This window comes from Pseudomonas artemisiae (assembly GCF_057128685.1).
In genome coordinates, this window is record NZ_JBSKHS010000009.1 from 132,697 (window position 1) to 148,880 (window position 16,184).

The window sequence follows — 16,184 nt, forward strand, 5'->3', positions numbered from 1 at the left end:
GACACTGCCGTGAGCCAGCCTGCCCCCACCCTTACTCGCCATCGCGGCGCATGCCACTGCGGCGCGGTGGTATTCAACGTGGTATTGCTCGACGGTTTCGACACCGCTCGACGCTGTAATTGTTCGTACTGCCGCATGCGTGGCGCAGTGGCGGTATCGGCCAACGCAGGCGACCTGCACATCGTCGAGGGCGAAGCGGCCCTTACTCTGTATCAATTCAATACCGGCCAGGCGCGACACTATTTCTGCGCCCGGTGTGGGGTGTATACCCATCACCAACGGCGTTCGAACCCCTCCCAACTGGGCATCAACGTGGCCTGCCTGGAAGGCGTAAGCCCTTTTGATTTTCCAGAACTGCCGGTATTTGATGGGGTAAACCACCCAGCGGACCACCAAGGCGGGCCAGTGATAGCGGGCATTCTTCAATACAACGCTACCCGTGTCTAAGGTAGCCATACCACTCATAGGCGTGTATCAGCGCTCTAGGTTCGCTTATTTTTATCCTTTCGGGTGTATTTTTTAGGCCATTAGCACTATCGTCCGATCTCGAAATAACAACAATACAAGGACGCCTTTTCCATGATACATAAACACCTTCTGGCCACGGCGGTTGCGCTGGGCCTTATGGCCGCCTGTACGCCCGCGGTCGCAGGGCCTTCGCCTTATTCTTCCATGATTGTGTTCGGCGACAGCCTGGCCGATGCCGGTCAGTTTCCCGACCCGTTCGGCCCCCTGGGCGCCAGCACTCGCTTCACCAACCGCGAAGGCCCGACGTACCGCCCCGGTAGTGGCGAAACCTACGGCGCTGTGTCTCCCACCTTATTAGGTCGCCGCCTAGGCATAGCCAGCGGCGCGCTTGGCGCTTCCACATCCCCCGTCAATGCGGCGCTGGGCTTAGAAGACGGCAGCAACTGGGCCGTGGGTGGTTACCGTACCGATCAGATCCATGACTCCATCACCGGTACATCCGTCGTTGGGCTCGATGGCGTGGTGTATCGAGCACGCCCAGGTTACCTGGCTGACGGTAACCGTGCCGACCCCAACGCCCTGTACTACCTTACAGGCGGGGGCAACGACTTTCTTCAAAACCAAGTGACTTCCGTGCCTACCGCCATCGCTGCCGGAGGACGCTTGGCCAGCAGCGCGGCCGCGCTCCAGCAGGCCGGTGCGCGCTATATCATGGTGTGGCTGTTGCCTGACTTAGGCCTCACCCCTTCGTTGTATGGCACGCCTGGCCAAGCGTCGGCGTCGGCCCTTTCAGCGGTGTTCAACCAGGCACTGCTCGCCCAGCTACGGCAAGTGGACGCGCAGATCATTGCGTTGAACATGCCCTTGCTGCTCTCTGAAGTGGTAGCCAACCCTGGCCGTTATGGGCTGGCTACAGACCAAAACCTGGTAGCTACCTGCTTTAATGGTGATAAGTGTACTGTCAATACCACTTATGGGCTGGGCAGCGCCAACCCTGACCCTACCAAACTGTTATTCAATGACCGGGTACACCCCACCACCACTGGGCAGAAGATCATTGCCGACTACAGCTATTCATTATTAGCCGCCCCTTGGGAATTGACCTTGCTGCCTGAAATGGCCCATGGCACCTTACGCAGTCATCAAGACGCCCTGCGCAACCAGTGGGAGCAGGCGTGGCAGCCGGTAGGGCAGTGGCAAGCCTTGTTCGATACCGGCGCTGGGTACGCTGATTTCGATGAGCAACACGGCAGCGCCAACGCTGACGGCCATGGCGTTAGCCTGACCTTGGGCGGTAGCTACCGGCTTACGGATGCATGGCGCCTGGGCCTGGCGGGTGGCTATTACCGGCAAAGCATGGAAGCGGGTGTAGCGGATTCGGACTACCGGCTCAACAGCTACCTGGCTACGGCATTCGCACAGTATCAGCAGGGCAGGGCATGGGCGGACCTGAGCGCCAGCGCCGGCAGGTTGGATTTCGACAGCCTCAAGCGCACATTCGACCTGGGCATCCACCAGCGTGCAGAGAAAGGCGACACCGATGGCAACCTTTGGGCCCTCAGTGGCCGGCTGGGGTATGCGCTGACTCGGGCCGATAACCCCTGGCAGGTATCGCCTTTCGTAACGGCAGACTACGCCAGTGTGAAGGTAAGCGGCTATTCGGAGCAGAGCACCCGCGCCACTGCCTTGAGCATCGGCGACCAACGCAGGGATTCCAAACGCCTAGGCGTAGGGCTTAAAGCCAGCCATCGCCTGACGCCGGAAACAGTGGTTTTTGGAGAAGTGGCCCATGAGCGTGAGCTGAACAACGACACCCAATACCTGGACCTGTCGCTGCGCAGCCTGCCAGCCAACGGTTTTACCTTGAAAGGCTACAGCGCTCAGCGCGACCTGAACCGCGTTGGCCTTGGCTTACGTCACCAGCTGACGCCGGGCGTGGCCTTGAGCGCGGCCTATACCTGGCGCGGTAGCAGCGCAAGCCAACAGCAGGGGGTAAATCTGGGGCTGAGCCTGGACTTTTAAGAGGGGGCCCCTGGGGCCTGGCCGTAATATAGGCGCAGGCCCCGGAGCGACGGTGACGGTGCCTTACACCTTGAAGCGCGCCACCATGCGGGTAAAGGAGGTGGCCAGGCGAGACAGGTCCTGGCTTGAAGCGTTGGTCTGGTTGGCGCCTGCGGCGGTCTGGCTGGAGAGGTCCTGAATATTGACCAGGTTACGGTCCACTTCCCGGGCGACCTGAGCCTGCTCTTCCGCCGCGCTGGCAATCACCAGGTTGCGCTCGTTGATGCCAGCCACTGCCACAGTGATGCGTTCCAAGGCCTTGTCGGCGGCTTCAGCCAGGCCCTGGGTGTTCTGCGCCAGTGACTGACTATTGCCCATGGCCCGTACCGCTTGGTCCGCCGTGGCCTGCACGGTAGTGATCATGGTTTCGATTTCACCGGTAGAGGTTTGGGTGCGGGCCGCCAGTGCACGTACTTCATCGGCCACTACCGCGAACCCTCGACCCTGTTCACCGGCGCGCGCCGCCTCGATGGCCGCGTTCAGGGCCAGTAGGTTGGTTTGCTCAGCAATCCCACGGATCACATCCACCACATTACCGATGTTGCGCACCTGCTCAGCGAGGGTATGCACGGTGGCTGTGGAGCCGTTGAGTTCGCGGGCCATGCCATGGATGGCGCCCACGGCCTGCTGCACCTGATTGCGGCCAGTTTCAGCTTCTTCGCTGGTGCTGCGTGAAGCTTCGGAGGTCGACACCGCATTGCGGGCGACTTCTTCCACCGCGCTGGTCATCTCGTTCACGGCAGTGGCGGCTTGTTGAATTTCATCGTTCTGCCGGGTAAGGCCACGGGTACTTTCTTCGGTGACCGCGCTCAGCTCTTCAGCCGCCGACGCCAGTTGGTCGGACGCCTTGGCGATTTCGTCGATAGTGTTCTTAAGGTTGGCCTGCATGCCGCTCAAGGCTGTCAGCAGTTGACCGGTTTCATCCTTGCGATCAGCGTGAATCGCCACGGTCAAGTCACCCCCGGCAATACGCTGCGCGGTGTTCACGGCCAGCCCAATCGGCCGAGCGATGGCACGGGTGATGAGCAGCCCCAAACCGATGGCCAGCACGAAGGCCACGGCGATACCCCCGTACAGCCAATAGCTAGCGTTTTGCGCCAGGGCATGAGAGGCGGTGCCAAGTTCAGTGATCTGGCGAACGTTGGAGTCGTTGATCAGGGTAATGTCCGCAAGCACTTCGCGGTAGCTGTCTGTCACAGCGCCATTCAATGCTGCCCGCGCACCAGCAATGTCCGCGCGGTCAATGAGCACCACGGTGTTGTCTACCGCTGCCTGGAAAGCCGCCCAATTGGTTTGTTGGATTTTGTCGCCAGCGGCCCGCTCATCATCGGCCATAGGTAGAGCTCGGTAGGTCAAGAACGCGTTCCAGGCCTCGTCCCGGTTTTTATTCAGTGACGTGAGGGCCTCGCGCTGCGCTTCGGCCGGCGCCTTCCCTGCATAGAGGGTAAGGTAGCGGTACAGCTCACGGTTCTGGGCGATCAGGTTGGATTTGACCGAGTTGATGTTAAGAATCGATACCACGTTATTTGAAAATACCGCATTCAAGTTGTCGCTGCCCTGGCTGATCCCCCGGCTGCCGATAAGGCCCACGGCGAGGGTTAGCAACGCGCACAGAATGAACGCGGTAAGCAACTTGGTGGCCAATTTCGCGTTATTGATAAAGCCCATGTGGTAAACCCTTTTCGGTGCATGAAGGCCGTGCGCACGGAGCACGCTGATGGCCTAAGCATCGGCATGGGTAATGGAAACTAAAGTGCACCGACGTCATGGGCCGACGGGCGTGGTGATACCGGCATACCCCAAGCGCAGCTCCGGAAACACAGTAGGCGACGAATGAATCCACAATATATTGTCTGAACTCATTCAAGGTGACCTTAGCCCTGCCGCTAGCTTCTATGCTGTGGGCCTTGTCACAAAGGTCACCGAATCGCGCACTGTACTGTTGCGCCATGCCCCGCTTTCTTAAGGAAAAGGAAAGGCCTACCCATGCACACTAACCGTCGCGGATTAGGACGTGATTTTGCTCGCCGTATCTATGGGCCCAGGTCATTAGGCTGTGCGTGCAGCTTTGTATTCATTGCGACGGTGGCCTATACCGGGGCTGGAACCAGCCCGTGGGTTTGGGCACTCATGCTGCTCAATGGGTTTGTCTGGCCTACCGCGGCCTACCGCTTGGCACGCGCCAGCGCAGACCCCTATGTCGTGGAGCGCCGCAGCTTGTTGCTCGACGCGCTCTTAGCCGGGTTATGGGTCGGGCAAATGGCGCTCAATCTGCTGCCCTCGGCTTTATTGCTGGCCATGGTGTCCATGAACGCGGTGGCAGCCGGTGGCTGGAAGCTGTTGCGAATCAGTATGGCCCTGCAAGGCTTGGGTGTGGCCGCAGCCTTGTGCCTTACAGGCGTGAAGCTGGCGCCTACCACCAGCTATGTGCAATTACTAGCCTGCCTGCCCATGCCGCTGGCCTACCCCTTGGCGGTAGGCGGGGCCAGCTATCAATTGGCGGTGCAGTTGGCCCTGCACAAAAAAGCCTTCAAGCTCATTAGCACCCTGGACGGCATGACTAGCCTGCTGCACCACGCGGCCTGGATGCAACGGTTGCGCGATACTTTCGGCCAATGCCGAGAGGGGCATCGGGTAGCAATACTGGGGCTACTGGATATCGACGATTTCAAGACCGTGAACGACAGTCATGGTCACTTGGTAGGGGATGCGATCATCGCCCGGCTGGCCAACCTGCTGCGCGCAGGCTTGGGTAGCCAAGCCGTGCCAGGCCGTTATGGTGGCGATGAGTTTTGTGTGTTGCTGTTCGATATGACCGTCAGCCAGGCATTCGACCAGCTCAACGACATCCGCAAGCGCTTCGCGCAATGGACAGAAGGTACCCTGCCAATAGCTGAAGTCAGCTTGAGCGTTGGGCTCGTGCCCTATTCTCCCAAATACGCTTCTGAGCGGGATTGGTTACAAGCGGCGGATGAGGCGTTGTACCGTGCCAAGCACAACGGCAAAAACCGTTTGTGGCTACAGGAGTTGCCTATTAGCTAGCGGCGCGGGCGTAACAGCCTGGGTTTAGCCCAGCCAGCCTGGCAATACAGCCCAAGGCATGGGGTCGGCGAAGGGCGCCCCGTCGCAACTGCGGCGGTGCTGGAACGGCTGGCGGCTCTGCCAACGCCCCTGGCTTGAGCCGCAATGACGGCAGGTTAGGCGGTCGCCACGCAGCGACCAGTGGGTTTCCCACGCAGTGATCGCGTCCAAGGGAAAGTTGAGCCCGGCGGTATGCGTCTGGATAACGGCCATCTGCCATCTCCCTGTCGTTGAATAAAGTAGAGCCGTTTTGAAAGAAAAGGTTCGTGGCCGATGGTCGACTTTCCATCGGCATGGTCCAAGGGGGGTAGGTGGCACTACTGTGCACGTAGCTACCGTCTTGATGCTCATCGCAGAAGCGGGATTGCTGTAAGAGCCAGCAGAGCTGACGAACAGAACGTCTTCGGTGGCCTGTGCCGTCATCTCTTCGCGAGCTTGCGCTCGCTCCCACAGACGATAGAGGCCACCGTAGCAGGCCAGCTTGCAGCGACCGGCCACGCCACGGTGTTGAAGCTGGTCGCGAGCAAGCTCGGCTGCTACGAGATGTATGGCTTTACTTGCGGGGTGAGAGTCAAGACAGTATCTACCCGTGCCTGTGTACCGTGGCCTACTACCTGTTACCCACCTAAGGAGCTTTATGTCTGATTTTTTGATCCAGCCTTTGCTCGAGGTTGACCTCCCTGGCGCCAGGGAGGTGGTACGCGAAGCCTTTGCCGCTTATATGGGCGAAGCTGCGCCAGGTGAGTTCTGGAATGATCGCGATTACGTGGAAGGGCGCTGGCGGGCGCCCCATACCGCGTGGTTCAAGATCGAGCTCGAAGGCCAGTTGGCCGCCGTAGCTGGTGTGGCGCGTTGGGGAAGCCATGGGGTAGTCGGCCCGGTCGCGGTTCGCCCGGCCTTTTGGGAGCGCAAGCTGGCCAAGGCGCTGATGGCCACGGTCAGTGGGCAGTTGGACGCCTGGGGCGTGACCCATGCCGGCTTGTTCACGTTCCCGGACAGCCCTCGGCACTTGGGGTTGTACCAAGGCTTTGGATTTTGGCCCCAGGCCCTGACTGCGGTGATGGAGCGCCCCATTAGCGCCAGCGCGCCCACCAGTGCGTTTGTAATCCCTCGCCTGAACCAGGCCGACCTTGCCGCGTGCGCCGCGCTGGCCAGCAGCGTGGCCGCCGGGCTGGATGTCAGCGGCGAACTGCAAGCGGTGGATGAGTCTGAGCTTGGCGCGAACATCGTGTTGCGTTCGCCCAGCGGTGCGGTGGACGGCTTCGCCGCCTGTCATTTCGGTCCGCGCAGCGAGGCTGAGGCAGGTGTGTGCTACGTGAAATTTGCCTTGGTGCAAGGTGGCAACCAGGCTAGCGAACGCCTGGACCGTCTATTGGCCGCCTGCGAGGCCTTAGCCATCGGCAATGGCCAAAAACGGTTGATGCTCGGGGTCAATACCGGGCGTCGCCCGGCGTATGCTCGCTTGCTGGAACTTGGGTTCAGCATCGGCATTCTAGGTGTTACCTTGCACCGCGGAGAGGGCAGCTACGATCACCCAGGGGCTTGGGTATTTGATGACTGGCGCTGAGATTGCCATGAGCGCAGGGCAGGGCTCAGGCGTGAAATCAGAGGCTTGGCGGCTTCGCTTTTAGCGGCCTGACGGCAACTGAGCTGCGCCCGGAAGTTGGGCAGGCGCGCAGTTCATCCTGTAGAAGCCAGCGAAGCTGGCGAAAAGTGCGTTATGGGTTGCCTGTTTAGTCTCTTTGCAAGCTGTGCTCGCTCCTATCAACGATAGACGCCCCTGTAGCTGCCGGCCTGGGGGCAGGCCGGCGCAAAGGCTATCAATGCCCATGGCAGGCACCCGAGCGTTTACTCCTGAAGCTTGCGTTCTACCTCCGCATTAGCCTGCTGGAGTTTTTCCACCTCCTGCTGCTTTTCCTTGGTCGAGGTCGGGGTTATCACTTTATCCACCTCGTCGGTTTTCGAATTGGGCTGAGCAATATCGCGCTCCACTACCTTCACTTGCTCGCCTTGGCTGTCAGTCACGGGTGCTTTGGGTTGCGCGGGTTGTACAGGGGTAGTCATCAAGGCCTCCTAAAAACTGGCCGGGTGCCCGGCCTACAGAGGTTCGAGTACGGCCGGGCGGCTTCGTTCGAAGCATAAGCGGACCGCTGCCGCTCATCCGCCCCACCAGTAAACGGCCGGAACCAACCCCTCGCCGCCTCGCTCGCATGGTTACGAGAAACGCTATGTGTTTCCAGGCAAACCACGATAAGCGGCGTGGTGGCCGTCGCCGTGATGGCGCCTATAACGAACCGCCCTGATTAGCCCGAGGACACCACCATGAACGCTGTTGAATTGCTTAAACAAGACCATGAGCGCATCAAAGGCTTGCTCGAAGAACTCACCAATACCACCGAGCGCGCCGTGAAGAAACGCGCGGAGTTGCTGGGCAAGATCGAAATGGAATTGACCCTGCACACCTATATCGAAGAAGAAATCCTTTACCCCGCTTATAAAGAAGCGGGCGGCAAGGAGGAGGCCGAAATGTACTACGAAGCCAAGGAAGAACACCGCACGGTCGATGCCTTGGTGGTTCCAGACCTTAAGCAGACCGACCCAGGCAGCCTGGAATTCTCTGGCCGCGCCAAGGTGTGCAAAGAGTTGCTGGAACACCATATCCAAGAAGAGGAAGAGGAGATGTTCCCCAAGGCCCTTGAGTTGTTGGGTAAGGACAAGCTTGAGCAACTGGGTAAAGACATGCAGGCCGCTCGCGACAGCATGAAAAAAGAGCTGACCGCCAAGGCCAAGGCCGTTGCCTGATCGGTAATCGCTGACCCCGGCCGAGCGCTCGCCTTGGCCGGGGTCACTTCCCGGATGGACCTTGCACATGCTCTCGTATTCCGACATTCCCAAGCCCCAGGCTTCACGACCGCGTACGCGGCCGCTGCGTATCGGGGTCATTGGCCATATTCAGTTTCCGATTCGTCAGCCTTTCGCTGGCGGGCTGGAAGCCTTCACGCACGATGTGGTCTTGGGGCTTCGCCAGCGCGGCCATGACGTCACCCTGTTTGCCCGTGATGCTAGCGCCGAGGTACTGCACGTGGTGCCCATCCTTGAGCACCGGGAGCAACCGATTACCTCCAGCGCAGGCTATGTGGCTGAACACCATGCGTATATGGGGCTGATGCAGCGCATGGACAGCCTAGGGTTCGACGTGGTGTTCAATAACGCATTGCACTACGTGCCGCCGACCATGGCCGGGCTGATACGCACCCCCATGTTGACGGTATTGCACACCCCGCCATTTTTCGAACTGATCAACGCCTACAGCCATCGCGACGTGGCGGGGCGGTTTTGTACCGTTTCCACGGCCAATGCCCGTAGCTGGCAGCACCTGATCCCCGACTGCACGGTGATTCCCAACGGGATTGACCTGAACCAATGGGCACCTAGCCCGAAACCACCTGGCGATCATGCCATTTGGTTCGGCCGTTTGGTGCCCGAAAAGGGCCCGCACCTGGCGATAGAGGCGGCTCGGCGAGCGGGAATGGAAATCTACGTGGCAGGCACCATGGCCGATGAGAACTACTTCCGCCAGTCCATAGAGCCCCTGCTGGGCCCCCGGGTGCACCACTTGGGGCATTTGAACCACGACCAACTGGCCAAGGCTGTGGCGAGGGCTAAGGTCGCCTTGGTTACCCCTTGTTGGGACGAGCCTTTTGGCTTGGTGGTGGCCGAGGCCCTGGCTTGCGGCACGCCTGTGGCAGGTTTCGACCGCGGGGCAATCCCTTACCTGCTTACCCCTGAAACAGGCGTGGTAGTCCCAGCCAACGACGTCGACGCCTTGGCCGCAGGCATGCTAGAGGCCGCGGGCAAGTCTCGCCAGGCCTGCCGCATTCTGGCCGAGGAACACTGGGGCTATGACCTGATGCTTAGCCGCTACGAAGCATTGCTCCAAGAGGTCGCCGCAGGTCATGAATGAGTTGCACATCGGCTATTACGTTCACCACCACGGCGCAGGGCATGGCGTACGGGCCGCTACTGTCGCGGCGCAACTGCATTACCCCGTTACCCTAATGGGCAGCAGCCTGCCGGAAGGTGAACTGGCGCCCCATATTGAACGCTTGGCGCTGCCCCTGGATACCGCTGATGGGGTAGCCGATCAACCGCTGTCCTGCCTGCATTATGCGCCGCTAGGCGTGCCGGGCCTGAACCGGCGCATGGCGATGATCGCCCAATGGTGTGCCGATCACTGGCCGTGCGTCTTGGTGGTGGACGTCTCGGTTGAGGTCGCAGTGTTGGCGCGGCTGTGTTCGGTCCCGGTGATCTATGTGCGCCAACATGGCCAACGCAGTGATCCCGCTCACCAACTGGCCTATGAAAGCGCTAGCGCCTTGCTTGCGCCTTACCCGCAAGCGTTGGAAGACCCGCGCCAGCCGGCGGCTTTAAGGGCTAAAACGTATTACAGCGGCTGGCTGTCACGCTTTGCCGATCAGCCTGCGGCCGCTCCGGAGCCGAACCGTGCGCTGGTGATCTGCGGCCGCGGCGGTAGCGGCTTGAGCCCTGCGTTGCTGCATGCGGCAGCCGTTGCCTGCCCAGGCTGGCAATTGCGGGTGGCTGGGCTTAGTGTCGAGTGCCTGGCAGGTGGCCCATCGAACGTGATACCCCTGGGCCAGTTGGCTAACCCGCTTGAAGAAATGCGCCGTGCCGAAGTGGTGCTGGGCAGTGCCAGTGACAGCCTGGTATCAGAGGCAGCCTCCCTGGGCTGCCGGTTCGTTGCGGTAGCCGAACAGCGGCCCTTTGATGAGCAACTGCACCAGGCCCACCGTCTGCAAGAGGCAGGCGTAGCCATCGGTCTAGGCGGCTGGCCGACCCCCGATCAGTGGAGTGGTGTACTGGCCCGGGCCCGTGCCTTGGACGGTCGCCGCTGGCGCCATTGGGCCGACGCCGCAGCCAGCGCCCGCGCCGCTGCCATCATTGACGAACAGGCTCAGGCGTTACTTAAAAGCCCTGTCGCGCCGTGTTGAAACAGGCATCCACTTCGGTTTGTTCCGGGGTGCGTAATACGCGCAGGGTATCGCCTTCCCAATGAATCAGGCCGCGCTCGGCAAAACTGCGTAGCCAGCCTTCCATCGGCCACACCTTCCAACGCTGGTGAAAACGCGTAGCGTTGCTGATGATGTCTTGGAAGTGATTCAGCGGCGGGCTGTAGGTCGGGTGGTACTGATGAAATGCTAGCGCTTGAGCCACGCGCAGCGGCACTTTACGGTCCCTTGCGCGGAAGGCGAAATCGGTATCCTCGGCGCCATAACCGGTGTAGCCCTCATCGAAGCCACCCACCTGCTCAAACACCTCACGGGTACAGGCGAAATTCAACGACCAGAACAGCGCATGGTCCAGCTCGTCGCCAGGGTCCCCGCGGTACACGCTTAGCGGGTGGGCCACGCTCTGGGCCTGCAGGCTGGCGTGATTCCAACCCTGTGCATTGGCCCCTTCGGGCAAATAACGCACCGCGCCCAAGTGCAAGTCGTGGGGGTATTCGCCCAGGGCCGTAAGGTAGTGCTCAAGCATCTGCTCGCCAGGGATGCAATCCACATCCAGGAATACCCAGGGCCCTGGCGCCCTAAGGGTGAGCATGGCGTTACGGGCCCGCGCCAAGGGAAGCCCGGTAGCGCTTTCCAAAGTCACTTCATGAATGGGGAAGCGCTCGCTGTGCAACTGTGCGCCAGGCTCGTTCATATGGATGACCCACACGCCCTGTGGGAGCAGCGTGGAATGTTCCAGCCCCCGGATCAAATTGTGTAGATGAGCCGAACGGCCATGCACAATAGTAATGACGTTCACCCCGCGGGCCGTTGCTTTGGCGAGATGAGAGGAAGAATCCGCGGCGGCGGGGGTGGCAGTCATGGGCAGGCTCCGGAAACTAAAACCAGGCAGTCGTTGGCGGTGGCACCGCGCAGCACGTAAGATCGTCCGCGCACCGGCTTCTCAGAGCCGCCCCGCTGGTAGTGCGACTCGGCTGGGCACAGAAAGGTTTCTTCAGGCTGACCACTGTCGCCTGCCACACGAGGGAGTGAACATGGCACCCAAGGATTTATTGCTGGCGCTGGTGGTGATCGTGGCCTGGGGTTTGAATTTTGTGGTGATCAAGGTTGGCCTCGACGGGCTTCCACCCTTGCTGCTGGGCGCCTTGCGCTTTGCGCTGGTGGCCTTCCCCGCCGTGCTGTTTATCAAGCGGCCTAAACTGCCCTGGCGCTGGCTGCTGGCCTATGGCTTGACCATTTCCCTGGGGCAATTTGCATTTCTCTTCGAGGCCATGGCCCACGGCATGCCGCCAGGGCTAGCCTCGCTGGTGCTGCAAAGCCAAGCTTTTTTCACGTTGTTTTTCGCGGCGTTTTTCCTCAAGGAGCAGCTGCGCCCGGCCAGTGTGCTGGGGTTGCTGGTAGCTGCCGGTGGGTTGGCCCTGATTGGCCTGGAGGGCGAGCACGCCACGCCCCTACTGGCCGTATTGCTGACCCTGTGCGGGGCTGCCATGTGGGCCATGGGCAATATCATCACGCGGCGCTTTGGCAACGTAAACCTGGTGGCGTTGGTGATATGGGGCGCGCTAGTGCCGCCCTTGCCATTTCTGGCGCTGTCGTGGTGGCTGGAGGGGGAGGCGCGGATTGTCGATTCGCTGCTCAACATTCAGCTGAGTTCGGTGCTGAGCCTGGCCTACCTGGCGCTGATCGCCACCATGCTGGGTTACAGCCTGTGGGGCACCTTGCTCTCACGCTATCCAGCGGGCAAGGTGGCGCCGTTTTCGTTACTGGTGCCGGTGATCGGGCTTAGCTCCTCGGCCTGGCTGCTGGGCGAACGCCTGGGTACCCTGCAGTGGGTCGGTGGCGCGCTGGTCATGGTAGGGCTGCTGGTCAACGTGTTCGGCGCCAGGCTGTGGCGCGTGATCAGGCGGCCCGCTGCCCCGGCGCGGGGCATGAACTAGGTAGGGCTCAACTTGGAGCAAGGGTTTATGGCATCATCGGCGCTTTTGAACCTAGCCCCGGAGTCGCCATGAGCCTGCCCACCGTCACCGTTATACCGCCTGGCAAACCCTTGCAAGGGCAGGTGGCGCCGCCGGGGTCGAAGTCCATCACCAATCGGGCTTTGTTATTGGCCGCGCTTGCCAAGGGCACGAGCCGCTTGACCGGCGCGCTCAAGAGCGACGATACCCGGCATATGTCCGAAGCCTTGCGGCAGATGGGCGTCACCATCGACGAGCCAGACACCACTACCTTCGTGGTTACCGGTACAGGGCGTCTAGAGGCACCCGCTGGCCCCTTGTTTCTTGGCAACGCGGGCACCGCGGTACGCTTTCTTACCGCGGCGGTGGCCACCGTGCCGGGCGAGGTGGTGCTCGATGGTGATGCTTACATGCGCAAACGCCCCATCGGCCCCTTGCTCGAAGCCCTGCGCGCAGGCGGTTTAGAGGCCAGCAGCCCAACCGGCTGCCCACCGGTGACGGTGCGCGGCAGTGGGAAGCTGCACGCTACCCGGCTGGAAATCGACGGCGGCTTGAGTAGCCAGTATGTTTCCGCGCTGTTGATGCTGGCGGCTTTGGGCCAGGCACCGATCGAGGTGACGCTGACTGGCAAGGACATAGGCGCCAGGGGTTATGTGGACCTCACCCTGGCCTGTATGCAGGCCTTCGGTGCCCAGGTAGAGGCGGTGAGCGAAACCACCTGGCGCGTGGCCGCCACGGGGTACCAGGCCACCGATTACCCGATCGAACCCGATGCGTCCGCCGCCACTTACCTATGGGCCGCCGAGGCCCTTACCGGTGGCCGTATCGACCTGGGTGTGGCCAATGATGCCTTCACCCAACCTGACGCCCAGGCACAGGCGCATATTGTGCGTTTTCCCCACATGACCGGGGAAATCGACGGCTCACAGATGCAAGACGCCATTCCCACCTTGGCGGTGCTGGCGGCGTTCAACCAAACCCCTGTGCGCTTCACTCAACTGGCCAACTTGCGGGTAAAGGAATGCGACCGGGTGCAGGCGCTGCATGACGGGCTCAATGCCATTCGCCCTGGGTTGGCGACAGTGGAGGGGGATGATCTGTTGGTAGCGGCGGACCCCGCGCTTGCCGGTACGACTACCGATGCGCTGATCGACACCCATTCGGACCACCGCATGGCCATGTGTTTCGCCTTGGCCGGCCTGATGGTCAGCGGCATACGCGTGCAAGACCCGGCCTGTGTAGGCAAAACCTACCCCGCTTACTGGGAGGCCCTGCAAGGGCTGGGCGTGGAACTGGTATTCGAATAAAACACCGGCTCGCCAGCCTGGGCGCGCGCGGGCGCCTACAAACGAGGCCCTGTTAAGCACGCACCTGAGGCGTGCCGAGCAGGTCCTCGATACGCACGGGCAAATCACGCACCCGCACCCCGGTGGCGTGGTACACCGCGTCGGTAATAGCCGCGGCAATGCCGGCCAGGCCGATCTCGCCGATGCCCCGGGCGCCCAAAGGGTTAAGGGCGTAGTCCGGGTAATCGAGGAAGGTGATGTCCACCTCTGGCGCATCGGCATGGGTGGTAACGATGTAATCGGCCAGGTTGGCGTTTACCGGGGCGCCGGTGCGATGGTCGTATTCGGTGGCTTCGAACAGTGCCATGCCAACGCCCATGATCAAGGCCCCCTCGATTTGGTTGCGCCCTGTTTGCGGATTGAGGATGGTACCGGCGTCAATCACCGTGACGATGCGGTTCACCTTCAGGCGGGCGATCTCCGGCTGCCAGGTCACTTCCACGAAATGCGCCCCATAGGAATGCAAGGACACTTTCTTGGCGGCTTCCTCGCTGCCTTTGCCTTCACCGTCGCCGCTTACGTGGTCCATGCCCGCCGCAGCCAGTACCTGGGCCAACGGCACCGGATGGCCGCCACCTTCCTTGAGGCGCACGGCCATATCGGCGAACACCAGTTGCTCCTTGGTATTGCCTTGGAAGGCCGTATGGCCGCGCAGGGCGGCGTCCACGGCTTCGTCCATGGCCTCACGGGTGGCTTGCTGGATCGCAGGCACCAGCGAGCCGGTGGCCATGGACCCGCCGGACATCGGCCCGGGGGGCAAGCGAGTATCGCCAATGATTACATCGACCCGATCCAGCGCCAGGCCGGTCAGTTCAGAGACCATCTGGGCGATCACGGTATAGGTGCCGGTGCCGATGTCCTGGGTACCGCACATCACGCGAGCGCGGCCGTTGGCTTGCAACTGCACGGTGGCCTTGGCGGGCAAGGCCTTGGCCATCCAGGAACAGGCCGCCATACCCCAGCCGATGACTTCGCCACCGCCATTGCGCATGCTACCCGGCACCGGGTCGCGGGACTTCCAGCCAAAGCGCTTAGCCCCGGTTTCTAGGCACTCCACCAAGTGCCGAGAAGAAAACGGCTGGTTTGTGCTTTCGTCCATCTCCGGCTGGTTGGCCAGGCGCAGTTGCACCGGGTCCATGTTCAGCGCCACAGCCAGTTCGTTCATGGCCGACTCTACCGCATACAGGCCAGGCACCGCGCCGGGGCCTCGCATCGAGGTAGGCGGTGCAATGTCGCGCCTGGCCAGGGACCAGGCGGCCTTAAGGTTCGGCGTGCTGTACAAAAAGCCCGTTGCTTCGCCACAGTTCTCTTTGTAGGTGTCCAGGCGGGCATTGTGGAACAGGTAGTCGTGGCACAGACAACTGAGTTTGCCGTCGCTGCTGGCGCCCAGGCGCAAGCGCTGTTGAGTGTTGGCGCGATGGCCCACGGTTTGGAACATCATGCGCCGGTCTACCACGAGTTTGACCGGCTTGCGCAGCTCACGGGCCGCGGCGGCGGCCAGCAGTGAGTGGGTCCAAGGCCATAGCTTGCCGCCGAAGCCTGAACCCAGGTACTCGGTGATCACCTGCACCTGTTGCGGGCCTACACCGAGCATCTGCGCCATTACCACTTGGTGGTTCATGATGGCCTGGGAGGTTTCATACAGGGTAAAACCCTTGCCGTCCCACAGCGCCACGCTGGCATGCAATTCGATAGGGTTATGGGTCTGCGGTGGGGTGGTGTAGGTGTGGTCGACGTTCACCGCCGCGGCTGCGAAAGCGGCTTCCACATCGCCCCGTTCGGTGTCGACCTTCTCCGGCTCCTCTGCACTCAGCCGCATGCTCACGTCAGGCTGCTCCGCGGCGTAGGTCGCCTGGACCGCCGCCGCGCCCGCGACCGCTTGCTCGTAGGTACGCGCTACCACCACGGCTACATACTGCCCGTAATAGGTGATTTTGTTATCGGAGAGGGGTGGGCGGGCCTCGTCGTTCTTGCCCTTGTTGGGCTGGCGTCTAAACAGCTTGCCCGCCATGTTCCCCTGATGAAATACCGCCACTACCCCAGGCGCGGCTTCGGCCGCCTGGGTATTGAGGCTTTGCAGCCGCCCTTTGGCAATGGTGGCGGTGACCGGTACCGCGTACAGCAGGCCCGGGAAATTATGGTCGGAGGTATAGCGGGCCACGCCGCTGACTTTTTTCGGCCCGTCGATGCGCGGCAACGGTTGGCCAATAAAACGTTCTGGTGCAGATGCCATGGGTGTGCCCTCG

The 16,184-nt window shown here is 61.4% G+C and carries 14 protein-coding genes and 1 pseudogene; 9 read left to right on the forward strand and 6 right to left on the reverse strand.

Features of this window, described 5'->3' with window-relative positions; genetic code table 11:
• Positions 1 to 9 precede the first annotated feature (9 nt).
• Together ACWKV4_RS12675 and estP are read left to right on the forward strand one after the other, a co-directional pair.
• Positions 10 to 447 carry a GFA family protein gene (locus ACWKV4_RS12675; protein WP_483832349.1) on the forward strand — a complete coding sequence of 146 codons (438 nt, stop codon included), beginning with the start codon at positions 10 to 12 and terminating at the stop codon, positions 445 to 447.
• 132 nt (positions 448 to 579) lie between these two features.
• Positions 580 to 2,490, forward strand: coding sequence for an esterase EstP (estP, locus tag ACWKV4_RS12680; protein WP_483832348.1), 1,911 nt, complete (start codon positions 580 to 582; stop codon positions 2,488 to 2,490).
• Positions 2,491 to 2,553: 63 nt separating this feature from the next.
• On the opposite strand, the gene ACWKV4_RS12685 is transcribed toward estP, so the two are convergent.
• Complete coding sequence (locus ACWKV4_RS12685) at positions 2,554 to 3,417, reverse strand: methyl-accepting chemotaxis protein (protein WP_483832479.1); 864 nt, start codon at positions 3,415 to 3,417, stop codon at positions 2,554 to 2,556.
• Positions 3,412 to 4,197: pseudogene (locus ACWKV4_RS12690) on the reverse strand (MCP four helix bundle domain-containing protein); the annotation flags it as partial. The gene ACWKV4_RS12685 and the pseudogene ACWKV4_RS12690, both read right to left, overlap by 6 nt.
• Positions 4,198 to 4,515: 318 nt before the next feature.
• Here ACWKV4_RS12690 and ACWKV4_RS12695 point away from each other — a divergent pair.
• Positions 4,516 to 5,571, forward strand: a complete 1,056-nt coding sequence (locus ACWKV4_RS12695) for a diguanylate cyclase (RefSeq protein ID WP_483832347.1) — start codon at positions 4,516 to 4,518, stop codon at positions 5,569 to 5,571.
• A 24-nt stretch (positions 5,572 to 5,595) separates the two neighbouring features.
• Here ACWKV4_RS12695 and ACWKV4_RS12700 read toward each other — a convergent pair whose 3' ends face one another.
• Positions 5,596 to 5,823 carry a hypothetical protein gene (locus ACWKV4_RS12700; protein ID WP_483832346.1) on the reverse strand — a complete coding sequence of 76 codons (228 nt, stop codon included), beginning with the start codon at positions 5,821 to 5,823 and terminating at the stop codon, positions 5,596 to 5,598.
• 424 nt (positions 5,824 to 6,247) lie between these two features.
• Here ACWKV4_RS12700 and ACWKV4_RS12705 point away from each other — a divergent pair, with 424 nt between their 5' ends.
• Entirely contained in the window at positions 6,248 to 7,177 is a 930-nt protein-coding gene (locus tag ACWKV4_RS12705) for a GNAT family N-acetyltransferase (RefSeq protein WP_483832345.1), read from the forward strand.
• Between the two features lie 281 nt (positions 7,178 to 7,458).
• On the opposite strand, the gene ACWKV4_RS12710 is transcribed toward ACWKV4_RS12705, so the two are convergent.
• On the reverse strand, positions 7,459 to 7,674 hold the full coding sequence (locus ACWKV4_RS12710) for a hypothetical protein (protein WP_483832344.1): 216 nt from the start codon (positions 7,672 to 7,674) through the stop codon (positions 7,459 to 7,461).
• 258 nt (positions 7,675 to 7,932) lie between these two features.
• On the opposite strand from ACWKV4_RS12710, the gene ACWKV4_RS12715 reads away from it, so the two are divergent.
• From ACWKV4_RS12715 to ACWKV4_RS12725, 3 genes are all read left to right on the forward strand, one after another.
• Positions 7,933 to 8,412: a PA2171 family ribosome-binding persister protein gene (locus ACWKV4_RS12715; protein ID WP_483832343.1), complete on the forward strand. Its 480-nt coding sequence runs from the start codon at positions 7,933 to 7,935 to the stop codon at positions 8,410 to 8,412.
• A 67-nt stretch (positions 8,413 to 8,479) separates the two neighbouring features.
• Positions 8,480 to 9,574 carry a glycosyltransferase gene (locus tag ACWKV4_RS12720; RefSeq protein WP_483832342.1) on the forward strand — a complete coding sequence of 365 codons (1,095 nt, stop codon included), beginning with the start codon at positions 8,480 to 8,482 and terminating at the stop codon, positions 9,572 to 9,574.
• Positions 9,567 to 10,619 carry a hypothetical protein gene (locus ACWKV4_RS12725; RefSeq protein WP_483832341.1) on the forward strand — a complete coding sequence of 351 codons (1,053 nt, stop codon included), beginning with the start codon at positions 9,567 to 9,569 and terminating at the stop codon, positions 10,617 to 10,619. The genes ACWKV4_RS12720 and ACWKV4_RS12725 overlap by 8 nt, the downstream gene beginning before the upstream one ends.
• On the opposite strand, the gene ACWKV4_RS12730 is transcribed toward ACWKV4_RS12725, so the two are convergent.
• Positions 10,594 to 11,499 carry a glycosyltransferase family 2 protein gene (locus ACWKV4_RS12730; RefSeq protein ID WP_483832340.1) on the reverse strand — a complete coding sequence of 302 codons (906 nt, stop codon included), beginning with the start codon at positions 11,497 to 11,499 and terminating at the stop codon, positions 10,594 to 10,596. The two genes, ACWKV4_RS12725 and ACWKV4_RS12730, sit on opposite strands and share 26 nt — an antisense overlap.
• 172 nt (positions 11,500 to 11,671) lie before the next feature.
• On the opposite strand from ACWKV4_RS12730, the gene ACWKV4_RS12735 reads away from it, so the two are divergent.
• Both ACWKV4_RS12735 and ACWKV4_RS12740 read left to right on the forward strand, forming a co-directional pair.
• Entirely contained in the window at positions 11,672 to 12,574 is a 903-nt protein-coding gene (locus ACWKV4_RS12735) for an EamA family transporter (RefSeq protein ID WP_483832339.1), read from the forward strand.
• Positions 12,575 to 12,642: 68 nt separating this feature from the next.
• Positions 12,643 to 13,899 (forward strand): 3-phosphoshikimate 1-carboxyvinyltransferase, encoded by a 1,257-nt coding sequence (locus ACWKV4_RS12740; protein WP_483832338.1) that lies wholly within the window; start codon positions 12,643 to 12,645, stop codon positions 13,897 to 13,899.
• A gap of 52 nt (positions 13,900 to 13,951) precedes the next feature.
• Here ACWKV4_RS12740 and ACWKV4_RS12745 read toward each other — a convergent pair whose 3' ends face one another.
• Entirely contained in the window at positions 13,952 to 16,171 is a 2,220-nt protein-coding gene (locus ACWKV4_RS12745; RefSeq protein WP_483832337.1) for a xanthine dehydrogenase family protein molybdopterin-binding subunit, read from the reverse strand.
• Positions 16,172 to 16,184 lie beyond the last annotated feature (13 nt).